Source organism: Bradyrhizobium sp. 604_D8_N2_3 (genome assembly GCF_051810765.1).
GTDB classification, from domain to species: Bacteria; Pseudomonadota; Alphaproteobacteria; order Rhizobiales; family Xanthobacteraceae; genus Bradyrhizobium; species Bradyrhizobium barranii.
The window spans coordinates 2,194,106-2,213,098 of record NZ_JBPWPM010000001.1 but is presented as its reverse complement, the minus strand read 5'-3'; the positions used below and the strand labels follow the sequence as shown (position 1 = coordinate 2,213,098).

At 65.6% G+C, this 18,993-nt stretch carries 17 protein-coding genes; 12 read left to right on the top strand and 5 right to left on the bottom strand.

What is annotated here, in order from left to right; translation table 11 throughout:
• Positions 1–195 precede the first annotated feature (195 nt).
• The 7 genes from smc to AB7245_RS10285 all read left to right on the top strand — a co-directional run bounded on the left by smc (position 196) and on the right by AB7245_RS10285 (position 8,805).
• Positions 196–3,660, top strand: coding sequence for a chromosome segregation protein SMC (gene smc, locus AB7245_RS10315; RefSeq protein WP_085402526.1), 3,465 nt, complete (start codon positions 196–198; stop codon positions 3,658–3,660).
• A 134-nt stretch (positions 3,661–3,794) separates the two neighbouring features.
• Positions 3,795–4,772, top strand: a complete 978-nt coding sequence (locus tag AB7245_RS10310; RefSeq protein ID WP_085402525.1) for a small ribosomal subunit Rsm22 family protein — start codon at positions 3,795–3,797, stop codon at positions 4,770–4,772.
• Positions 4,773–4,908: 136 nt separating this feature from the next.
• Positions 4,909–5,469: a LemA family protein gene (locus tag AB7245_RS10305; protein WP_014497379.1), complete on the top strand. Its 561-nt coding sequence runs from the start codon at positions 4,909–4,911 to the stop codon at positions 5,467–5,469.
• Positions 5,470–5,501: 32 nt separating this feature from the next.
• Positions 5,502–6,704, top strand: coding sequence for a M48 family metalloprotease (locus AB7245_RS10300; RefSeq protein WP_085402524.1), 1,203 nt, complete (start codon positions 5,502–5,504; stop codon positions 6,702–6,704).
• A gap of 194 nt (positions 6,705–6,898) precedes the next feature.
• The gene (locus tag AB7245_RS10295; protein ID WP_085402523.1) at positions 6,899–7,651 is read left to right on the top strand and encodes a hypothetical protein; all 753 of its coding nucleotides are present in this window, start codon (positions 6,899–6,901) and stop codon (positions 7,649–7,651) included.
• A 60-nt stretch (positions 7,652–7,711) separates the two neighbouring features.
• Positions 7,712–8,380: a hypothetical protein gene (locus AB7245_RS10290; RefSeq protein ID WP_085402522.1), complete on the top strand. Its 669-nt coding sequence runs from the start codon at positions 7,712–7,714 to the stop codon at positions 8,378–8,380.
• A 92-nt stretch (positions 8,381–8,472) separates the two neighbouring features.
• The gene (locus tag AB7245_RS10285; protein ID WP_085402521.1) at positions 8,473–8,805 is read left to right on the top strand and encodes a GIY-YIG nuclease family protein; all 333 of its coding nucleotides are present in this window, start codon (positions 8,473–8,475) and stop codon (positions 8,803–8,805) included.
• Between the two features lie 24 nt (positions 8,806–8,829).
• Here the strand turns inward: AB7245_RS10285 and AB7245_RS10280 are convergent, their stop codons facing one another.
• The 5 genes from AB7245_RS10280 to petA form a co-directional block, all read right to left on the bottom strand.
• On the bottom strand, positions 8,830–9,369 hold the full coding sequence (locus AB7245_RS10280; RefSeq protein ID WP_038943444.1) for an adenine phosphoribosyltransferase: 540 nt from the start codon (positions 9,367–9,369) through the stop codon (positions 8,830–8,832).
• A gap of 9 nt (positions 9,370–9,378) precedes the next feature.
• Entirely contained in the window at positions 9,379–11,544 is a 2,166-nt protein-coding gene (locus AB7245_RS10275; RefSeq protein WP_085402520.1) for an anthranilate synthase component I, read from the bottom strand.
• Between the two features lie 232 nt (positions 11,545–11,776).
• Positions 11,777–12,451: a dienelactone hydrolase family protein gene (locus tag AB7245_RS10270; RefSeq protein ID WP_085402587.1), complete on the bottom strand. Its 675-nt coding sequence runs from the start codon at positions 12,449–12,451 to the stop codon at positions 11,777–11,779.
• 145 nt (positions 12,452–12,596) lie between these two features.
• Positions 12,597–14,660 (bottom strand): cytochrome b/c1, encoded by a 2,064-nt coding sequence (gene fbcH, locus AB7245_RS10265; RefSeq protein ID WP_439034221.1) that lies wholly within the window; start codon positions 14,658–14,660, stop codon positions 12,597–12,599.
• 62 nt (positions 14,661–14,722) lie between these two features.
• Positions 14,723–15,253 (bottom strand): ubiquinol-cytochrome c reductase iron-sulfur subunit, encoded by a 531-nt coding sequence (gene petA / locus AB7245_RS10260; protein WP_063985148.1) that lies wholly within the window; start codon positions 15,251–15,253, stop codon positions 14,723–14,725.
• Positions 15,254–15,531: 278 nt separating this feature from the next.
• Here petA and AB7245_RS10255 point away from each other — a divergent pair, with 278 nt between their 5' ends.
• From AB7245_RS10255 to AB7245_RS10235, 5 genes are all read left to right on the top strand, one after another.
• A complete protein-coding gene (locus tag AB7245_RS10255) occupies positions 15,532–15,984 on the top strand; it encodes a tRNA (cytidine(34)-2'-O)-methyltransferase (RefSeq protein WP_085402519.1) in 453 nt (150 codons plus the stop codon).
• Between the two features lie 24 nt (positions 15,985–16,008).
• On the top strand, positions 16,009–16,644 hold the full coding sequence (queE, locus tag AB7245_RS10250) for a 7-carboxy-7-deazaguanine synthase (RefSeq protein ID WP_085402518.1): 636 nt from the start codon (positions 16,009–16,011) through the stop codon (positions 16,642–16,644).
• Positions 16,645–16,661: 17 nt separating this feature from the next.
• The gene (locus tag AB7245_RS10245; protein WP_028153666.1) at positions 16,662–17,027 is read left to right on the top strand and encodes a 6-pyruvoyl trahydropterin synthase family protein; all 366 of its coding nucleotides are present in this window, start codon (positions 16,662–16,664) and stop codon (positions 17,025–17,027) included.
• Positions 17,028–17,142: 115 nt separating this feature from the next.
• Entirely contained in the window at positions 17,143–18,030 is an 888-nt protein-coding gene (hemF, locus tag AB7245_RS10240; protein WP_085402517.1) for an oxygen-dependent coproporphyrinogen oxidase, read from the top strand.
• The gene (locus tag AB7245_RS10235; RefSeq protein WP_094184197.1) at positions 18,021–18,770 is read left to right on the top strand and encodes an HAD family hydrolase; all 750 of its coding nucleotides are present in this window, start codon (positions 18,021–18,023) and stop codon (positions 18,768–18,770) included. Before hemF ends, AB7245_RS10235 begins: the two co-directional genes overlap by 10 nt.
• The last annotated feature ends 223 nt before the right edge of the window (positions 18,771–18,993 follow it).

Sequence of the window (18,993 nt, the reverse complement as noted above, 5' to 3'; positions counted from 1 at the left end):
CGCATCTCGAAAGCCGTATCTTTCCCGGCATAAATCCCTTGGGAAAAGCGGTTTTCGCCGGTTGCCCTCGCGGCGCACCGCGGCCATTGTCCGACCGCATGAGGCGCCTCGCGCGACTCACCCAGAGAGTGACATTGCCTTCCATGGTATTGTCCCGGCAGGGGGATTCGCGCCTGCCAACAGAGATGCGTGCTTATGAAAATCACCCGCCTGCGCCTTCACGGCTTCAAGTCCTTCGTTGAGGCCACCGACTTCGTCATCGAGCCCGGCCTGACCGGCGTGGTCGGACCCAACGGCTGCGGCAAGTCGAATCTCGTCGAGGCGCTGCGCTGGGCGATGGGCGAAACCTCGTACAAGTCGCTGCGCGCGGCCGACATGGACGCGGTGATCTTCGCCGGCTCCGGCAACCGTCCTGCGCGCAACCACGCCGAAGTGACGATGACGATCGACAACACCGATCGCACCGCGCCGGCGGCGATGAACGACAGCCAGCTGCTCGAAATCTCCCGCCGCATCGAGCGCGAGGCGGGCTCGGTCTATCGCATCAACGGCCGCGACGTGCGTGCGCGCGACGTGCAGATCCTGTTCGCGGACGCCGCCACCGGTGCGCGCTCGCCCGCCCTCGTCCACCAGGGCAAGATCGGCGAGATCATCCAGGCCAAGCCCGAGCAGCGCCGCCGCGTGCTGGAAGACGCTGCCGGCGTCGCCGGCCTGCACGCCCGCCGCCACGAGGCCGAGTTGCGGCTGAAAGCCGCCGAAACCAACCTCACCCGCGTCGAGGACGTGATCGGCCAGCTCGCCGGCCAGATGGAAGGCCTGAAGAAGCAGGCCCGCCAGGCCGTGCGCTATCGCGAGGTCGCGGCCAAGGTCCGCAAGGCGGAAGCCACGCTGTTCCACCTGCGCTGGATCGGCGCGCATGCCGACGTCAACGAATCCGGCCAGACCCATGATCTCGCGGTTCGCGAAATGGCCGAGCGCACCCAGCACCAGGCCGAAGCCGCCCGCATCCAGGCGATCCGCGCCACCGAAATGCCGGCGCTGCGCGATGCCGAAGCGCGCGCCGCGGCCGGGCTGCAGCGCCTGACCAATGCACGCGAACTGCTCGACCGCGAGGAAGAGCGCGCCAAGGAGCGCGTCGCCGAGCTAGAGCGGCGCCTCGCCCAGTTCGAGGGCGACATCTCGCGCGCCCAGCAGCAGACCATGGACGCCGACGTCGCGCTCCAGCGGCTCGACACCGAAGACGCCGAGCTGAAGGAAGAGATCAAGTCGCGGGTCGAGAAGCGCTCCGGCGTCGACGAGCGCGTCGGCGAAGCCGAGGCGGTGCTGACCGAAACCGAGCACCAGTTCGCCGAGCTCACCACGGCGCTTGCCGACCTCACCGCCAAGCGCAACCAGCTCGAAGCCAATGTCCGCACCCACCGCGACAAGCTCGCCCGGCTCGACCAGGAGATTTCGAACGTCGCGGCCGAGGAGCAGAAGCTTGCCGACGAGACCGGCGGCTTCGGCGATCTCGACGAGCTGACCGCAACGGTCGAGAACGCGGAGCAGACCCTTGCCGCTTCGGAAGCCGCGGCCCAGGCCAGCGAAGCTGCGCATGTTGCCGCGCGCCAGACGCTGGAATCCTCACGCTCGCCGCTCGTCGAAGCCGACAAGCGCGTGCAGCGCCTCGATACCGAGGCGCGCACGATCTCCAAGATCGTCAACGGCGAGACCAAGAATCTGTGGCCGCCGATCATCGACGGCATCACCGTCGACAAGGGCTTTGAGAAGGCGATCGGTGCCGCGCTCGGCGACGATCTCGACGCGCCGGTCGATCCGTCCGCGCCGATGCGCTGGACCAATGCCGGCGTGACCGACGGCGATCCGGAGCTGCCCGAGGGCGTCGTGCCGCTCGCGAGCCACGTTCAGGCGCCCGCCGAGCTGGCGCGCCGCCTGGCGCAGATCGGCGTGGTGCCGCGCGAGCGGGGCGCCGAACTGGTCTCGCAGCTCAAGACCGGCCAGCGGCTGGTCTCGCCCGAAGGCGACGTCTGGCGCTGGGACGGCTTTGTCGCCGCGGCCCACGCCCCGACCGGTGCGGCACGGCGCCTCGCCGAGCGCGCCCGCCTCGTCGACATCGAGAACGAGCTGGAGCAGGCCCGCATCGACGCGCAGATCAAGCGTCAGGCGCTGGAGAACGCCGAGTCCGAGCTGCAGATGGCCGCCAGCACCGAAGGTGCGAGCCGCGAGGCCTGGCGCGCCGCCCAGCGCGAGCTCAACGTCGCGCGTGAGCGCCATGCGACGGCCGAACGCGAGATCAGCCGCCGCGCCGCGCGCAAGGCGACGCTGTCGGAAGCCCATAGCCGCCTCGCCGCCGACCGCGCCGAGGCCGAGGCCGCGTACGAATATGCCGAGGCCGGCATCACCGAGCTGCCGTCGAGCGAGGACACGGAGACCCGTCTCGCCGCCGTCCGCAGCGACATCGAAGGCCATCGCCGCATGGCCGCCCAGGTCCGCGCCGAGGCGCAGGCGCTGGCGCGCGAAGCGGAGCTCGCCGACCGCCGCGTGCAGGCGATCCTCGCCGAGCGCACCGAGTGGCAGAACCGCAAGGAGAGTGCGGCCTCACACATCGACACCATCCAGACCCGCATCACCGAGGTCTCGATCGAGCGCAGCGATCTCGAAAACGCGCCCGCCGTGTTCGCCGAGAAGCGCAGCGCGCTGATCACCGAGATCGAATACGCGGAAAACGACCGCCGCATGGCCGCCGACGCGCTCGCCTCGGCCGAGACCGCGATGGCCGAAACCGATCGCGTCGCCAAGCTGACACTCGAAGCGCTGTCGAGCTCCCGCGAAGCAACCGCCCGCGCCGAGGAGCGCATGGAAGGCGCACGGCGCCGGCTCGAGGACATCGAGCGCGAGATCCGCGACATGCTGGAGGTCGAGCCGCAGGCCGTTGCCGGCCTCGCCGAGATCGAGCCCGGCGCCGAGCTGCCGCCGCTGCACGACATCGAGGAAGACCTCGAAAAGATGCGCCGCGACCGCGAGCGCCTGGGTGCGGTGAACCTGCGCGCCGAGGAAGAGCTGCGCGAGGTCGAGACCCAGCACACCGGCCTCGTCACCGAGCGCGATGACCTCGTCGAAGCCATCAAGCGGCTGCGCCAGGGCATCCAGAGCCTCAACAAGGAAGCGCGCGAGCGGCTCCTGACCTCGTTCGAGGTCGTCAACAACCACTTCAAGCGCCTGTTCGTCGAGCTGTTCGGCGGCGGCGAGGCCGCGCTGCACCTGATCGAGAGCGACGACCCGCTCGAAGCCGGTCTCGAGATCATCGCAAAGCCGCCGGGCAAGAAGCCGCAGACGCTGTCGCTGCTTTCGGGCGGCGAGCAGGCGCTGACCGCGATGGCGCTGATCTTCGCGGTGTTCCTCACCAACCCCTCGCCGATCTGCGTGCTGGACGAAGTCGACGCACCGCTCGACGACCACAACGTCGAGCGCTACTGCAACCTGCTGCACGAGATGACCAGCTCGACCGACACCCGCTTCATCATCATCACACACAACCCGATCACGATGGCGCGGATGAACCGGCTGTTCGGCGTCACCATGGCCGAGCGCGGCGTCTCGCAACTGGTGTCGGTGAGCCTGTCAGAGGCGGTGGACATTCTCGACCAGAACGTGGCGTGAGCCTCCGGTCGTTCCACACCTATTGACGTCATCATCCGCGAAAGCGGATGATCCAGTACGCCGCGGCCTCTCGGTTCACGGCGCCGTCTCGGAATACTGGATGCCCCGCCTACGCGGGGCATGACGATGAGAAAATGATCTCACCCACCCTCCCCGCCGAACTGAAAGCCGCCCTCGACGGCAAGCTTCAGGGCTTCTCCCGCACCGACGCCGCACAGCGCTCGCAAAAAATCTCGACCGCCTATCGCGCAGGCGGCACCTCCGGCACCATCAAGTCGGAGGCCGATGCGCTCGCCTACGCGCTGGCGCGGATGCCAGCGACCTATGCGGCCGTGGCCGCCAGCCTGAATGCGCTGACCGAGATGGCGCCGGACCTCGCCCCGGAAACCCTGCTCGACGTCGGCGCAGGCCCGGGCACCGCGAGCTGGGCCGCTGCTGAGGCCTTTCCGTCGCTGCAGGATTTTACCCTGCTCGACGCCAACGCCACCCTCAGCCGTCTCGCGCTCGAACTGGCGCATGACAGCACACGTCTCGCCGATTGCCGCTATCTGCCGGGCGACGCCGGTGCCAATCTCGCCGAGGTCTCGCAAGCCGATCTCGTCGTCGCGAGCTACGTCATCGGCGAGCTCAGCGAGACCGATCAGCGCAAGCTTTCGGAAACGATGTGGGCGAAAGCACGCCACGCGCTGGTCGTGATCGAGCCCGGCACACCGGCCGGCTACGCGCGCATCCTCGCGCTGCGCCAGCAGCTGATCGCGCTAGGTGCCTACGTCGCCGCGCCCTGCCCGCACGAAAAACCCTGCCCCCTCGTAGCGCCCGACTGGTGCCATTTCAGCCAACGCCTGCCGCGCTCGCAGGCGCACCGGCAGATCAAGGGCGCCGACGTGCCGTTCGAGGACGAGCGCTTCATCTACACCGCCCTGACCCGGACAGCGCCCGCAACACGTGCCGCGCGCGTGCTGGCGCCGCCGGATGTCGGCAAAGCCGAGATCACCGCAAAGCTCTGCACGGAGGGCGGCCTCGCTATCACCAAGGTCCCGCGGCGCGACAAGGCCGGCTATGCAAGCGCCCGGCGCTGGCGCTGGGGCGACGCGGTCATTGCCGAAAGTTAACTTCGTCGGACGCTTTTGCCTTGAACTCGGATGGTTCCCCATTCGACCAAGTCTTACCTTCCTCTGCGCCGGGCTCTCGTCCTGTGCCAATTTGGTCTAGGCTGCGCCCGCCTGCTTCCCCCTTCAGGAGTTCTCCATGTCGACCGGCTGGATCGTTCTCGGCGTCATCGTCGTCCTCGTGTTCCTGGCGTTCAGCGCCTACAACCGGCTGGTGGCGCTGGGCCAGCGCGTCGGCCAGGCCTTTGCCGACATCGACGTGCAGCTCAAGCAGCGCCACGATCTGATCCCGAACCTGGTCGAGACGGTGAAGGGCTATGCTTCGCATGAGCGTGGCACGCTCGACGACGTCATCAAGGCGCGCAACTCGGCGATGTCGGCGCAGGGACCGGCACAGGTATCCGCCGCCGAGAACCAGCTCTCCGGCGCGCTCGGCCGGCTGATCGCGCTGTCGGAGGCCTATCCGGACCTCAAGGCCAACGCCAACTTCCAGCAGCTCGCCAGTGAGCTCTCCGACCTCGAGAACAAGATCGCGGCGAGCCGCCGCTTCTTCAACAACGCGGTCCAGGAGTACAACACCGGCATCCAGCAGATGCCCGCCGCCCTGTTCGCCGGCATGTTCGGCTTCACCAAGAAGGACTTCTTCGATCTCGGCGCCAGCCGCACCGAAGTCGAGGCCACTCCGCAGGTGAAGTTCTGAGTTGAGCCGATAGGCCGGCAGGGCATCGCGTCATGGCCGCGTATGGTCTCTACACGCACATCGCCTCGAACAAGTTTCGTTCGATGCTGCTGCTCGCCGGCCTGTTCATGCTGGTCTACGTGCTGGTCTATGCCGGCGCGCTGGTCGCGGAAGTCGTCATCAACAGCAATGGCACTGTCGCCTACTATCTGAGCCGCGCTTTCCACGACCTCATCGTCGCCGCGCCGTTCGCGACGATCGCGGCGGCGGTCTGGATCGTCATCGCCTATTTCTTCCACCAGTCAATGATCGATGCCGTGACCGGCGGCCACGACGTCACCCGGCAGGAAGAGCCGCGACTCTACAATCTGCTCGAAAACCTCTGCATCTCGCGCGGCATCACCATGCCGAAGCTGAAGATCATGGAGAGCCCGGCGCTGAACGCGTTCGCGACCGGCCTCAATCCGCGGCAATATTCGATCACCGTGACCACGGGTCTCCTCAATGCGCTTGATGACAAGGAGATCGAGGCGGTGCTGGGCCACGAGCTGACCCACATCAAGAACGGCGACGTCCAGCTCATGGTCGTCGCCGTCATCATCGCCGGCGTGGTCGGCTTCTTCGGCGAGTTGTTCTTCCGCCTGTTCACGAGCTTCAACTGGAGCTCCGGCTCCGGCGGCTCGTGGTCGTCGGGCTCGTCCTCATCGTCGCGATCGTCCTCGTCGTCGAGCGACAGCAAGAGCTCCGGCGGCGGCGCGGTGATCGTGATCATCATCGCGGTCGTGCTGATCGTGGTGGCGTGGCTGTTGTCGCAGGTGGTGAAGCTCGCGCTGTCGCGTTCGCGCGAATATCTCGCCGACGCAGGCTCCGTCGAGCTGACGAAAGATCCGGACGCCATGATCTCGGCGCTGCGCAAGATCGAGAACCGCGGCGAGCTGCCGGGCGCGACTTCGGCGGTGATGGAGCTCTGCGTCGACAATCCGCGCGAGGGCTTTGCCGATTTGTTCGCGACCCATCCCTCGGTGCAGTCCCGGGTCGACGCGCTGGTCAAGTTCGCCGGCGGCCATGATCCCGGCCCGCTGCCGCCGCCCGACGAGGCGGACGAGCCTGAGGCACAGGTGAAGCGGCAGGACGGCCCGCCGCCGTTGCGCCAGGGGCCTTGGGACGATGCAGGCAGCTCGGCCGGTCCACCGCCCGTGCCCGCCCCCTCCGGAACTGCAGCCGGCAATCCGATGGGTCCATGGGGCCGTCGTTAAGGGCGGGATTTTAAGCGACTTGCGAAGGGTTGCGTTGCGATTGGGAAAAACCTCGGAAATTGCCACAACCAGAGGCCGAGGATTTGAATTCTCCCTTGTTTCTGCCATGTTCGCGCCCAACAGCAGACTTGGGACATCGATTTGGGGCCCGACCGATTGCAAGGCGCAATCGGAGGGCGCGTTAGGGGACAGCAATGGCAAAGCCGGCAGTGGTTGTGGTGGGCGCGGACAAGGGCGGGGTGGGCAAGACCACGGTGTCGCGCACCTTGCTCGATTATTTTTCCGCCAACAACGTACCGACGCGCGCCTTCGACACGGAGTCGCCGCGCGGAACCCTGAAGCGCTTTCACCCCGAGATCACCGAGATCGTCGACATGATGACGACCTCGGACCAGATGAAGATCTTCGACACGCTCAACGCGGCGAGCCCGTCGGTGACCGTGATCGACGTCCGCGCCGGCCTGCTCTCGCCGGCGCTGGCCTCGCTGCGCGACATCGGCTTCCTCGACGCAGCCAAGGCCGGCCAGATCACCTTCGCGGTGTTCCACATCCTGGGCCCCTCGATCGCGTCGCTCGACGAAATCGCCGAGACCGCAGGCTTCATGGGCGGCGCAAAATATTTCCTGGTGAAGAACTTCATCAACGACACCCAGTTCTTCCAGTGGGACCAGGCGACCTACAATTCCTACTTCCACCGCATCAAGGACGCGACCGAGCTGACCATCCCCAAGCTCAACGAAATGGCCTATGAGCAGGTCGAAGTGTCCTCCGTCCCGTTCCTGAAATTCGTCGCCAACAAGGGCATCAACGACGAAGCCGCGAACTATTCCTTCGTGCTGCGCGGCTATGTCCGCCACTGGCTGGCGAATGTCTGGAGCGAGTTCGACCGGATCCGGCTGACCGACATCGTCGGTTCGAAGCCCGCCACCCGCAACAGCGAAAAATAGTTGCAGAGCCCGGGCGGATACGGCTGGATTGGACGGTGAGTTCGCCTGATATAGCTGTCGATGCCCGCGACGCCCCTTTACATCATCTGCTCGCCCCGCCCGCAGGTCGGCAAGACGCTGCTGGCGCGGCTATTGAGCGAATTTTTGCTGCTCAAGAACGGCGACGTCGCGGCCTTCGACGTCAACCTGAAGGAACCGTCGCTGCTCGACTATCTGCCGAAGGTCACCGAAACGGCTGATGTGATCGACACCTACGGCAAGATGCAGCTGATGGACCGCGTCATCGTCGATGACGGCCTAGCCAAGGTGATCGACCTCGGCTTCCACGCCTTCGACGAGTTCTTCAAGATGACCGACGAGATCGGCCTGTTGAAGGAGGCCGCACGCCGGCACGTCGCGCCGATGATCCTGTTCGTCGCCGACACCGACCGCGTCTCGGCCCGCGCCCACGAGATGCTGCGCGGACAGATCCCGCGGATGAACCTGATCACGGTGGACAATGAGCACATCGTGCGCGGCGAGCTGCCGGCCGCGATGGCGACCGGGCGGCTGTTCCGCCTGCCCGCGCTACCCGGCTTCCTCAAGACCTATATCGACCGGCTCAACTTCTCCTTCACCGGCTATCTGCGCCAGGAGAAGGACGCCTCCACCGAGCTGCACCAGTGGACCCGGCGGAACTACCTCGCCTTCCGCGAGCTCGAGCTCAGCCTGATCCTGCAAAGCTCCTGAGGCGATAATTTTACCCGGATAATATTGACTGCGGGGCTGACCGCGCCTATTGAGGCGGAGATCGGTATCCCTCTCAGCAAGGTCCCACCCCCGTGAGCATCGACCGGAAGGCAGCCATCGCCGCCTACAAGGAGCGCAAGACCATTGCGGGCATCTACGTCGTCCGCTGCGCGGCATCGGGCGAGGCCTGGGTCGGCCAGGCGCCGAACCTGCAGACCATCCAGAACCGCATCTGGTTCTCGCTCCGCCAGGGCAGCCACACCTGCCGTACCCTCCAGGCTGCGTGGAACGCGCATGGCGAGGCGGGCCTGACGTTCGGCGAATGCGAGCGGCTGGAAAATGAGGAGACTGACTACGTCAGGAACGCGCTCCTGAAGGAGCGCATGCTGCATTGGCGGTCCGCATTGAAGGCCGAGGCGATCTGACGATCGCCGGGGTGGCGACGCGGCTCAATGCCCTTCGAACGTCATCAGCGTTCGCACCGGCACGTCCATCGCGCGCAGCTTGGCGGCGCCGCCGAGATCGGGGAGGTCGACAATGAAGCAGGCGGCGACGACATTGGCGCCGATTTGGCGGAGGAGCTTCACCGCGCCTTCCGCGGTGCCGCCGGTGGCGATGAGATCGTCGACCAGGATGACGCGCTCGCCGGGCTGGATCGCGTCGACATGCATCTCCATCTCGTCGATGCCGTATTCGAGCGAGTAGGCAATGCGCACGGTGGTGTGCGGCAGCTTGCCTTTCTTGCGGATCGGCACGAAGCCGGCGGAGAGCTGATGCGCCACCGCGCCGCCGATGATGAAGCCGCGCGCCTCCATGCCGGCGACCTTGTCGATCTTGTTGCCGGCCCAGGGATTGACGAGCTCGTCGACCGCGCGGCGGAACGCGCGCGCATCCGCGAGCAGCGTGGTGATGTCGCGGAACATGATCCCCGGCTTGGGATAGTCGACGATGGTGCGGACGCTCGCCTTCAGATCGTGGTCAAAGGTCATTGGTGCCTCTCAATCAACGCGCGCATCCAGCCGGAACGCATTCTCGACAATCCTCAGGCCCACCTCGCCGCTGAGCGACATCAGCGATTCCGGATGGAACTGCACGCCGGCAACCGGCAGCGTCTTGTGCTCGAGCGCCATGGCGACACCGTCCTCGGTGCTGGCGGTGACATCAAGCACCTCGGGCATGCTGTCGCGCTCGACATAGAGCGAGTGATAGCGGCCGATCACGATCTCGTTCGGCAAATTGCGCATCAGGCGGCCGCCGCGCACCTGCACCCGCGAGGGCCGGCCGTGCGCGGGATGCGTGAGTTGACCGAGCTCCCCGCCGAAATATTCGCCGATCGCCTGCACGCCGAGACAGACGCCGAACACCGGCAGCTTCTTCTCCAGCGCCGCATCGATGGTCTTCTTGATCCCGAAATCTTCGGGCCTGCCTGGTCCGGGTGACAGCACCAGCAAATCCCACCTCTTCCGCTTGAGCATGTCGAGCGCATGCACATGGCGGACCACGGTGACGTCGGCGCCGACCTGGCGGAAATAATCGGCCAGCATGTGCACGAAGCTGTCGTCGTGATCGATCAGCAGCACCTGCTTGCCCGAGCCGGTCGCATCGGGCGCGAAGGCCGACAGCGGCTTTGGCGGATCGCCGCGCAGCGCCTGGAACAGGGCTGCGGCCTTGACCTGGCACTCGCGGTCTTCGGCCGCGGGATCGGAATCGAACAGGCAGGTGGCACCGACGCGCACCTCGGCGAGACCATCCTTCATGCGGATGGTGCGGATGGTGAGGCCGGTGTTGATGCTGCCGTCGAAATTCACCGCGCCGATCGCGCCGGCATACCAGCGCCGCGGCGAACGCTCGTGATCCTCGACGAACTGCATCGCCCAGAGTTTTGGCGCGCCCGTCACCGTCACCGCCCAGGCATGGGTAAGGAAGGCATCGAGCGCGTCGAAGCCGGGACGCAGCATGCCCTCGACGTGATCGACGGTGTGGAACAGTTTTGAGTAGGTCTCGATCTGGCGGCGCGCCAAGACCTTGATCGTGCCCGGCACGCAGACGCGCGCCTTGTCGTTGCGGTCGACGTCGGTGCACATGTTGAGTTCGAACTCGTCCTTCTCCGAGTTCAGGAGCTGGCGGATCTGCTCGGCATCGCCGATCGCATCGGTGCCGCGCGCGATCGTCCCTGATATCGGGCAGGTCTCGACGCGGCGTCCGTCGGAGCGCACGAACATTTCCGGCGAGGCGGAGACGAGGAACTCGCCCTCGCCGAGATTCATCAGCGCGCCGTAGGGCGACGGGTTGATGACGCAGAGGCGCTGGAACACTTCCGCCGGCGAGCGATCGCAGGGCTCGGCGAAGAGTTGTCCGGGCACCGCCTCGAACAGATCGCCGCGCGCGAAAGCCGCGCGCGCGGTCTCGACCGTGGCCTGATATTCACCAGGCGCGTGATCGGCAAAGCCCTGGCGCGGTGTCTTCAGGTACGGGCTCTCGACGGTCTCGCGCGGCAGGCCTTCGGTGGACTTGCCCTTCCACGCAAAATCGTAACTCAGCACCACGCCGCGGCCGGTCGCACGGTCGTAGGCGAGCAGGCGATCGGGGACGTAGAGCACGATATCGCGCTGGTCCTGCTCGCGTGCGCGCTTCTGCACGAGGTCCTCGATCTGGAACACGAGGTCGTAGGCGAAGGCGCCGAACAGGCCGAGCAGCCCGTCATCGTTGGCGGAGAAGGCGGCGACGAGATCGCGCACCAGCGACATCACGCTGGCGCGCCGCGTGCGCTGGTCTTCCTCGACCGGCGCATCGCCGCGGATGATGTGGCCGGCAAGCCGCGTGGCGGTCTTCTCGGAGATCACGACGCAGGGCTCGTGCAGCACGTCTGCGAGGAAGGCGATCAGCACCTGGCCGCGTTCATTGAGCGCTTCCAGCTTGAAATTGACGCCTGTGGTCTCGAGCTTGAGCGGCGGGTCGGAGAAGCCGAGGTCAAAGCTCTCGTAGCGGCCGGGCACGGTCGTGCCCGAGGACAGCACCACGCCGCGGCGGCGGTCGAGCAGGTTGATGAGATCGTCGAGCCTGTTGGCGCCGCCAGTGAACTGCTCCGCCACACGCGTGATCGCGAGACCGCCGCGGGTCACGTAGTCGCTTCGAGCCGGGAGGGCAAAGACTGTCCTGTTCATGTCGTCCTCTTACGAAACTTGCCGAGGAAACGCCACACAGGACAAACGATCAGGCCGCCGCACTGCGTGGCGACCTTCGACGATTTTGAGAAATGAAATCGCACCGGCCACCTCTTTAGGAGGTGCGCCACCAAAGACGGGCTGGGCGGACGGCGGTGCTCATGGGGCGGATACTCACCATGGCGCGGGGACGGCGTCAAGGGTGGGCGGGCGCCGTCCGAGCTCCAGGCGATCAGCCGAGATGCTTCCGGAAAAACTCCGTCGCCCTGCCCCAGGCGAGCTCGGCGGCTTCGCGGTCGTGCACGGCTTGGCGCTGCTCGTTGACGAAAGCGTGCTCGGCATCATAGCGGAACAGCTCGAGCGACTTGCCGGCGGCCTTCATGCCGCTTTCAAAGGCATCGACCAGTTGCGGCGTGCACCAGTCGTCCTTGTTGGCGAAATGGGCCTGGAGCGGGATCTTGACGTCGGCGGGCTTGGCCGCCTGCTCGGGCGGGATGCCGTAGAAGACGACGCCGGCCGCGAGCTCCGGAATCTTGGTCGCGCCGATGATGGTGACGGCGCCGCCGAGGCAGAAGCCTGTTAGCCCGACCTTGGCGCCGTTGCGCGACAGATATTGCGTGGCGCCGCGCACGGTCTGCGTGGTGGCGTCCATGAAATCGAGCGAGTTCATCTCTTTGCCGGCGGCGTCCGTGTCGTGATACGGCACCACCTTGCCCTTGTAGAGATCGGGCGCCAGCGCATCGAAGCCGGCGAGCGCAAAGCGGTCGCACAGGCCCTTGATCTGATCCGACAGGCCCCACCATTCCTGGATCACGACCACGCCCGGCGCGTTGCCGCGCGCGGCGTTGGCGAGATAGCCCGAGGCGTCCTTGCCGTCCGGGCGCTTGAAGGTGATGGTGGTTCCCATGGTGTCCTCCGATGAGTTTCTGGGGGAGCGGTTGGCGGTATTTTGGCGTTTGAGCGAGCGATAGGCAATCGCGCCAAACAACACACGCTCGTGTCCAACAAAAAAGCCCCCTTGCGGGGGCCTCTTCATTTTCGTCTCGATCCGCTCAGTGGGAGTCGGCCCAGACCTTTTTCTTCGTGAAGTACATCAGGCCCGCGAAGATGATCAGGAACACGAACACCTGGAAGCCGAGGCGCTTGCGCGCTTCCATGTGGGGCTCGGCGGTCCACATCAGGAACGTGGTGACGTCCTTGGAATATTGCGCGACCGTGGTCGGCGAGCCGTCGCCATAGGTTACCTGGCCGTCGCTGAGCGGCTTCGGCATCTTGATGGCGTGGCCCGGGAAGTACTTGTTGTAGTAGGAGCCTTCGGGGATGGTGACGCCTTCAGGCACCTTGTCCTCAAAGCCCTGGAGCACCGCCGCGACATAGTCCGGGCCCTGCTCCTGGTACTGGGTGAAGAAGTCGAAGATGAACCAAGGGAAGCCGCGGCCGTAGGAGCGCGCCTTGGTGATCAGCGACAAATCGGGCGGCGCCGCACCGCCGTTCGCCGCACGGGCCGCCTGCTCGTTCGGGAATGGCGAGGGGAAATAGTCCGCCGGCCGGCCCGGGCGCTCGAACATGTCGCCCGCATCGTTCGGGCCGTCCTTGACCTTGTAGTCGGACGCAAACGCCGCTGCCTGCGCCACCGAATAGCCGGGGCCGCCGGCTTCCGCGAGGTTGCGGAAGGCGATGTAGGACAGGCCATGGCAGCTCGAGCAGACCTCCTTGTAGACCTGCAGGCCGCGCTGGAGCGCGCCGCGGTCGTACTTACCGAAAGGGCCGGAGAACGACCATTTGTTGCCCGGCGGCCTGTCGCTGCCTTCGAAGGCGCGAGCGTCCTGAAGGCTGCCGAGGAACAGCGCGCTGGCGGCAACGAGCGCGATGGCGACCGAAGCCACCGCCTTGCCGCCCTTGGCCAGGATCGCCTCCGAGATCGAGTTCGGCACCGGCCGCGGCGTCTCGATGCGCGAGAGCAGCGGCAGCACGATCAGGAAGTAGGCGAAGTAGCAGACCGTCAGGACCCGGCCGGCGATCACGTAGATGCCTTCCGGCGGCTGCGCGCCGAGATAGCCGAGCAGGATGCAGACCGCGACGAAGATCCAGAAGAACTGCTTGGCCAGCGGCCGGTACTTCGACGACCTGGTCTTGGCGGCATCGAGCCAGGGCAGGAAGCACAGGATGATGATCGCCGAGAACATCCCGATCACGCCCGCGAGCTTGTTCGGGATCGAACGCAGGATCGCGTAGAACGGCAGGTAATACCATTCCGGCACGATGTGCGGCGGCGTCACGCCCGGGTTCGCCGGGATGTAGTTGTCGGCGTCGCCGAGATAGTTCGGCATGTAGAAGATGAACCAGGCGTAGAGCAGCAGGAAGCAGGCGGCTCCGAACCCGTCCTTGATGGTCGCGTGCGGCGTGAACGGCACCGTGTCCTTTTCCGTCTTCGGCTCGACGCCGTCAGGATTGTTCTGGCCGGCGACATGCAGCGCCCAGACGTGGAGCACGACGACGCCAGCGATCAGGAACGGCAGCAGATAGTGCAGCGAGAAGAAGCGGTTCAGCGTCGGGTTGCCGACCGAATAGCCGCCCCACAACAGCGTCACGATGCTCTCGCCGACATAGGGAATGGCGGAGAACAGATTGGTGATGACGGTGGCGCCCCAGAAGCTCATCTGGCCCCACGGCAGCACGTAGCCCATGAAGCCCGTCGCCATCATCAGGAGGTAGATGATGACGCCGAGGATCCACAACACCTCGCGCGGCTCCTTGTAGGAGCCGTAATAGAGACCGCGCAGCATGTGGACGTAGACCGCGAAGAAGAACATCGACGCGCCGCAGGCATGCATGTTGCGCAGCAGCCAGCCGTAATTGACGTCACGGACGATCAGCTCGACCGACTTGAAGGCGAGATCGGCGTGCGGCGTGTAGTGCATCGCCAGGACCACGCCGGTCAGGATCTGCATCCCCAGCATGAAGGAGAGGATGGCGCCGAAGGTCCACCAGTAATTCAGGTTGCGCGGGGTGGGATAGACGACGAAGGAGGAATGGACGAGACCGATGATCGGCAGACGTCGCTCGATCCATTGCAGGGCCGGATTGCTCGGCTGGTAGTCGGATGGTCCGCTCATGATGCGATCCTGAGGAAATATAACGACGAGACGGCGCGAAGCTTCGGGCGAAGGCCCGAAGCTCAGCCGATCTGGATTTTGGTGTCGGAAACGAACTGGTACGGCGGCACCGGCAGGTTCGCGGGCGCGGGCCCCTGGCGGATGCGGCCGGACGAATCGTACTGCGAACCATGGCAGGGGCAGAAGAACCCGTCGTAATTGCCCTCATGAGCGATCGGGATGCAGCCGAGATGGGTGCAGATGCCGATCACGACCAGCCACTGCTCGTGGCCCGGCTTGACCCGGGCCTCGTCGGACTGCGGATCGGGCAGGCTCGCCACGTTGACGGCGCGCGCCTCGTCGATCTGCTTCTTGGTGCGGTGGCTGACGTAGATCGGCTTGCCGCGCCAGAACACCTTGATGTCCTGCCCCTCGGCGACCGGGCTGAGATCGACCTCGATCGGCGCACCGGCGGCGATGGTCGACGCATCAGGATTCATTTGAGAGATGAAGGGCCAGAGCGCAGCTGCGCCCCCTACTGCTGCAGCTGCCCCCGTTGCAACGAATAAGAAATCACGGCGTGTCGGATGGTCCGCCGAAGACGCTGTCGTCACGATTCCAACCCTTTCTTCTTATGCTGCCGACGGAACCGTTCCGGGAGCCCCCAAGGTCCCCAAAACAGTGTGCCGGCGCCCGCGGCCCCCCGCGGCGGCAGAACTTCACTTGTCCCCACCGAAACAAGGCGAAAACAGCAGTCCAGAATCGTTCTATTGGCACCCTTGCCGGGCGAGCGCAAGCCCGCTAACGGCGTGGGGGCGTGCAATGCACGAATTCCGCAGCCAGCGATGTTTTATTGAGACATTTCCGGCCCGCACCGACCCCGATACAGCCCATGCAGATCGCGCTTTTCCAACCCGACATCGCCCAGAACACCGGCACGATTCTCAGGCTCTGTGCCTGCCTGGGCATGGCCGCCCACATCATCGAGCCGGCGGGCTTCCCGTTCTCCGACCGCTTGTTCCGCCGGGCGGGAATGGACTACCTCGATCATGTCAGCGTGACCCGCCACGACTCCTGGTCGAAATTCGAGGAATGGCGTGCGACACAGGGCTACCGCCTGCTGCTGTTCACCACCAAGGCCGCCACCGATTACCGCGATTTTCATTACCAGACGTCGGACATCCTGCTATTCGGGCGCGAGAGCGCCGGCGTCACCGACGCGGTGGTCGAGGCTGCGGACGCGCGGCTGGTGATCCCGATCACGGCGGGGCTGCGGTCGCTCAATGTCGCCATGACCGCGGCGATGGCCGCAGGCGAGGCGCTGCGGCAGCTCCGGAACCCGTAAGTTTGAGATGTTGAGGAGAGATCATTGAGTTACGCGGTCAAGGAAATCTTCCTGACCCTGCAAGGCGAAGGCGCCCATGCCGGGCGCGCGTCCGTGTTCTGCCGCTTTGCCGGCTGCAACCTCTGGAGCGGCCGCGAGGCCGACCGCGAGGCCGCGACCTGCAAATTCTGCGACACCGACTTCGTCGGCACCGACGGCACGCTCGGCGGCCGCTATGCCTCGGCCGCGGAACTCGCCAACACCGTCGCCGCGCAATGGACGGCTGCCACCGACAGCAACCGTTACGTGGTGCTCACCGGCGGCGAGCCGCTGCTCCAGGTCGATGCCGCCCTGATCGACGCCCTCCACGCCCGCGGCTTCGAGATCGGCGTCGAGACCAACGGCACGATTGTGGCGCCTGAGGGGCTCGACTGGATCTGCGTCAGCCCCAAGGGCGGCAGCGAGCTCGTCCAGCGCCGCGGCCACGAGCTGAAGCTGGTCTATCCGCAGGCCCTCGCCGCGCCCGAGACCTTCGAGGGTCTCGCCTTCGAACGCTTCTCGCTGCAACCGATGGACGGACCCGAGGTTGCCCAAAACACCGTGCGTGCGATCGACTATTGCCTGCGCCATCCGCAATGGCGGCTGAGCGTGCAGACGCATAAATCGCTCGGCATCAGATAGGATTGGTTTTCGAACAGATGTGGGAATTGACGAAATCGTTCCGCTTCGAGGCGGCGCACTCATTGTCGGGGACGACCTTTGGCGCCGCAAGCGAAGAGATCCACGGCCACTCCTTCCGCGCCGAGGTGACGTTGCGCGGCACGCCCGACCCTGCGACCGGCATGGTGGTCGATCTCGGCCTCGTCCAGCGCGCCATCGAGGACGTGCGGCTCACGCTCGACCACAAATACCTCAACAAGATCGAGGCGCTGGGCACACCGACGCTGGAAAACCTCTCGCGCTTCGTCTGGGAGCGGCTCCAGCATATCGGCAAGCTCACCCGCGTCAGCATCCACCGCGACAGTTGCAACGAGAGCTGCACCTATTACGGTCCGCAGGGTTAGACTTCGTAGGGTGGGCAAAGCGAAGCGTGCCCACCAATCAAGACGACAGTGAATATGGTGGGCACGGCGCAAGAGCGCCTTTGCCCACCCTACGAGACCGGTTTTGGAATTGGACATGGACATCTCGACAATCGAAGACCGCAAGACGCGCGCCCGCGCCTGGTTCGAAGCTTTGCGCGACGACATCTGCGCGAGCTTCGAGCGGCTGGAGGATGACGCCCCCCAAAGCCTTTATCCGGGCGATGCCGGCCGCTTCAAACGCACGCCCTGGCAGCGCACCGATCATACCGGCGCGCCCGGCGGTGGCGGCGTGATGTCGATGATGTCCGGCCGCCTGTTCGAGAAGGTCGGCGTGCATTGCTCGACGGTGCACGGCGAATTCGCGCCCGAGTTTCGCGCCCAGATCCCCGGCGCGGCAGACGACCCCAAGTTCTGGGCCTCCGGCATCTCGCTGATCGCGCATCTGCGCAATCCGCACGTGCCCGCCGTGCACATGAACACCCGCTTCGTCGTCACCACAAAAGCCTGGTTCGGCGGCGGCGCCGATCTCACGCCGGTGCTCGACCGCCGGCGCACCCAGGACGATCCCGACACGCTCGCCTTCCACGCCGCGATGAAGGAGGCCTGCACGGGCCCGAACGGCGTTGCCGACTACGACAAGTACAAGAAATGGTGCGACGAGTATTTCTACCTGCCGCACCGCAAAGAGGCGCGCGGCATCGGCGGCATCTTCTACGACTGGCACGACAGCGGCGACTGGGACGCCGACCTCGCTTTCACCCAGGATGTCGGCCGCGCCTTCCAGAAAATCTACCCTGACATCGTCAGGCGCAATTTCGCGAGCGCCTGGACCGCTGAGGATCGCGAGGAGCAATTGATCCGGCGCGGACGCTATGTCGAATTCAACCTGCTCTACGACCGCGGCACCATCTTCGGGCTCAAGACCGGCGGCAACGTGGACTCCATCCTGTCGTCGCTGCCGCCGGAGGTGAAATGGCCATGAGCACCGCGATGCCTCCGCTGCCGCGCGCCATGCTGATCGACATGGACGACACCATCCTTTCGGCCTACGGCCGGCCCGAGATCGCCTGGAATACGATCGCAGAAGAATTTGCCGACGAGCTCGCGCCGCTGCCGCCGCAGCAGGTCGCGACCGCAGTTTTGGCCTTCGCACGAAACTTCTGGGCGAATGCGGAAGCCGCGTGGCGGATGAAGCTTGGCGAGGCACGGCGGCTCACGGTGCGGGGCGGCTTCGCCGCGCTCGCCGCCGACGGCCACCGCGCCCTCTCCGACGATCTCGCCGATCGCCTCGCCAACCGCTTCACGACCTATCGCGAAGAAGCGATCTTCGTGTTCCCCGGTGCGCATGATGCGATCGACTCTTTCAAGGCACGCGGCGTCAAACTCGCGCTGGTCACCAACGGCGCCGCCGACATGCAGCGCGCCAAGGTCGAGCGCTTCGAGCTCACGCATCGCTTCGATCACATCCAGATCGAGGGCGAGCACGGTTTCGGCAAGCCCGAGGAGCGCGCCTATCTGCACGCGATGGAGGCGCTCGGCGTCACCGCGAAAGACACCTGGATGATCGGCGACAATCTGGAATGGGAAGTCGTGACGCCGCAGCGCCTCGGCATCTACTCGATCTGGATCGACGTGCATGGCGACGGCCTGCCCGAAGGCTCGGCCGTCAAGCCCGACCGCATCATCCGCTCGCTGACCGAACTCGTGCCGGACCAGCCGTAACCCAGGCGAAAACAAAACATCGAAAACAACCCCATGCACAGTAGCCGGCTGCTGCAATTTCAACAGCTTGCCGCAAACGCAATGCATTGCTGATTTTACGAAATCATTTGACGCGTCGGGCAAAACAGGCGCATGATGCCATCATCGCCGCGCCTGGGACGGAATAGCCCCTGGTGACCTCGAGCGATCCCCCACTCGAACCTCTGCCATCGACGTTTCGGCA

Excerpts from the sequence above, each read along its gene's own strand:
- smc (WP_085402526.1), top strand. The coding sequence starts at position 196 with ATGAAAATCACCCGCCTGCGCCTTCACGGCTTCAAGTCCTTCGTTGAG.
- AB7245_RS10310 (WP_085402525.1), top strand. The coding sequence starts at position 3,795 with ATGATCTCACCCACCCTCCCCGCCGAACTGAAAGCCGCCCTCGACGGC.
- AB7245_RS10305 (WP_014497379.1), top strand. The coding sequence starts at position 4,909 with ATGTCGACCGGCTGGATCGTTCTCGGCGTCATCGTCGTCCTCGTGTTC.
- AB7245_RS10300 (WP_085402524.1), top strand. The coding sequence starts at position 5,502 with ATGGCCGCGTATGGTCTCTACACGCACATCGCCTCGAACAAGTTTCGT.
- AB7245_RS10295 (WP_085402523.1), top strand. The coding sequence starts at position 6,899 with ATGGCAAAGCCGGCAGTGGTTGTGGTGGGCGCGGACAAGGGCGGGGTG.
- AB7245_RS10290 (WP_085402522.1), top strand. The coding sequence starts at position 7,712 with ATGCCCGCGACGCCCCTTTACATCATCTGCTCGCCCCGCCCGCAGGTC.
- AB7245_RS10280 (WP_038943444.1), bottom strand. The coding sequence starts at position 9,369 with ATGACCTTTGACCACGATCTGAAGGCGAGCGTCCGCACCATCGTCGAC.
- AB7245_RS10275 (WP_085402520.1), bottom strand. The coding sequence starts at position 11,544 with ATGAACAGGACAGTCTTTGCCCTCCCGGCTCGAAGCGACTACGTGACC.
- AB7245_RS10270 (WP_085402587.1), bottom strand. The coding sequence starts at position 12,451 with ATGGGAACCACCATCACCTTCAAGCGCCCGGACGGCAAGGACGCCTCG.
- fbcH (WP_439034221.1), bottom strand. The coding sequence starts at position 14,660 with ATGAGCGGACCATCCGACTACCAGCCGAGCAATCCGGCCCTGCAATGG.
- AB7245_RS10255 (WP_085402519.1), top strand. The coding sequence starts at position 15,532 with ATGCAGATCGCGCTTTTCCAACCCGACATCGCCCAGAACACCGGCACG.
- AB7245_RS10245 (WP_028153666.1), top strand. The coding sequence starts at position 16,662 with ATGTGGGAATTGACGAAATCGTTCCGCTTCGAGGCGGCGCACTCATTG.
- hemF (WP_085402517.1), top strand. The coding sequence starts at position 17,143 with ATGGACATCTCGACAATCGAAGACCGCAAGACGCGCGCCCGCGCCTGG.
- AB7245_RS10235 (WP_094184197.1), top strand. The coding sequence starts at position 18,021 with ATGGCCATGAGCACCGCGATGCCTCCGCTGCCGCGCGCCATGCTGATC.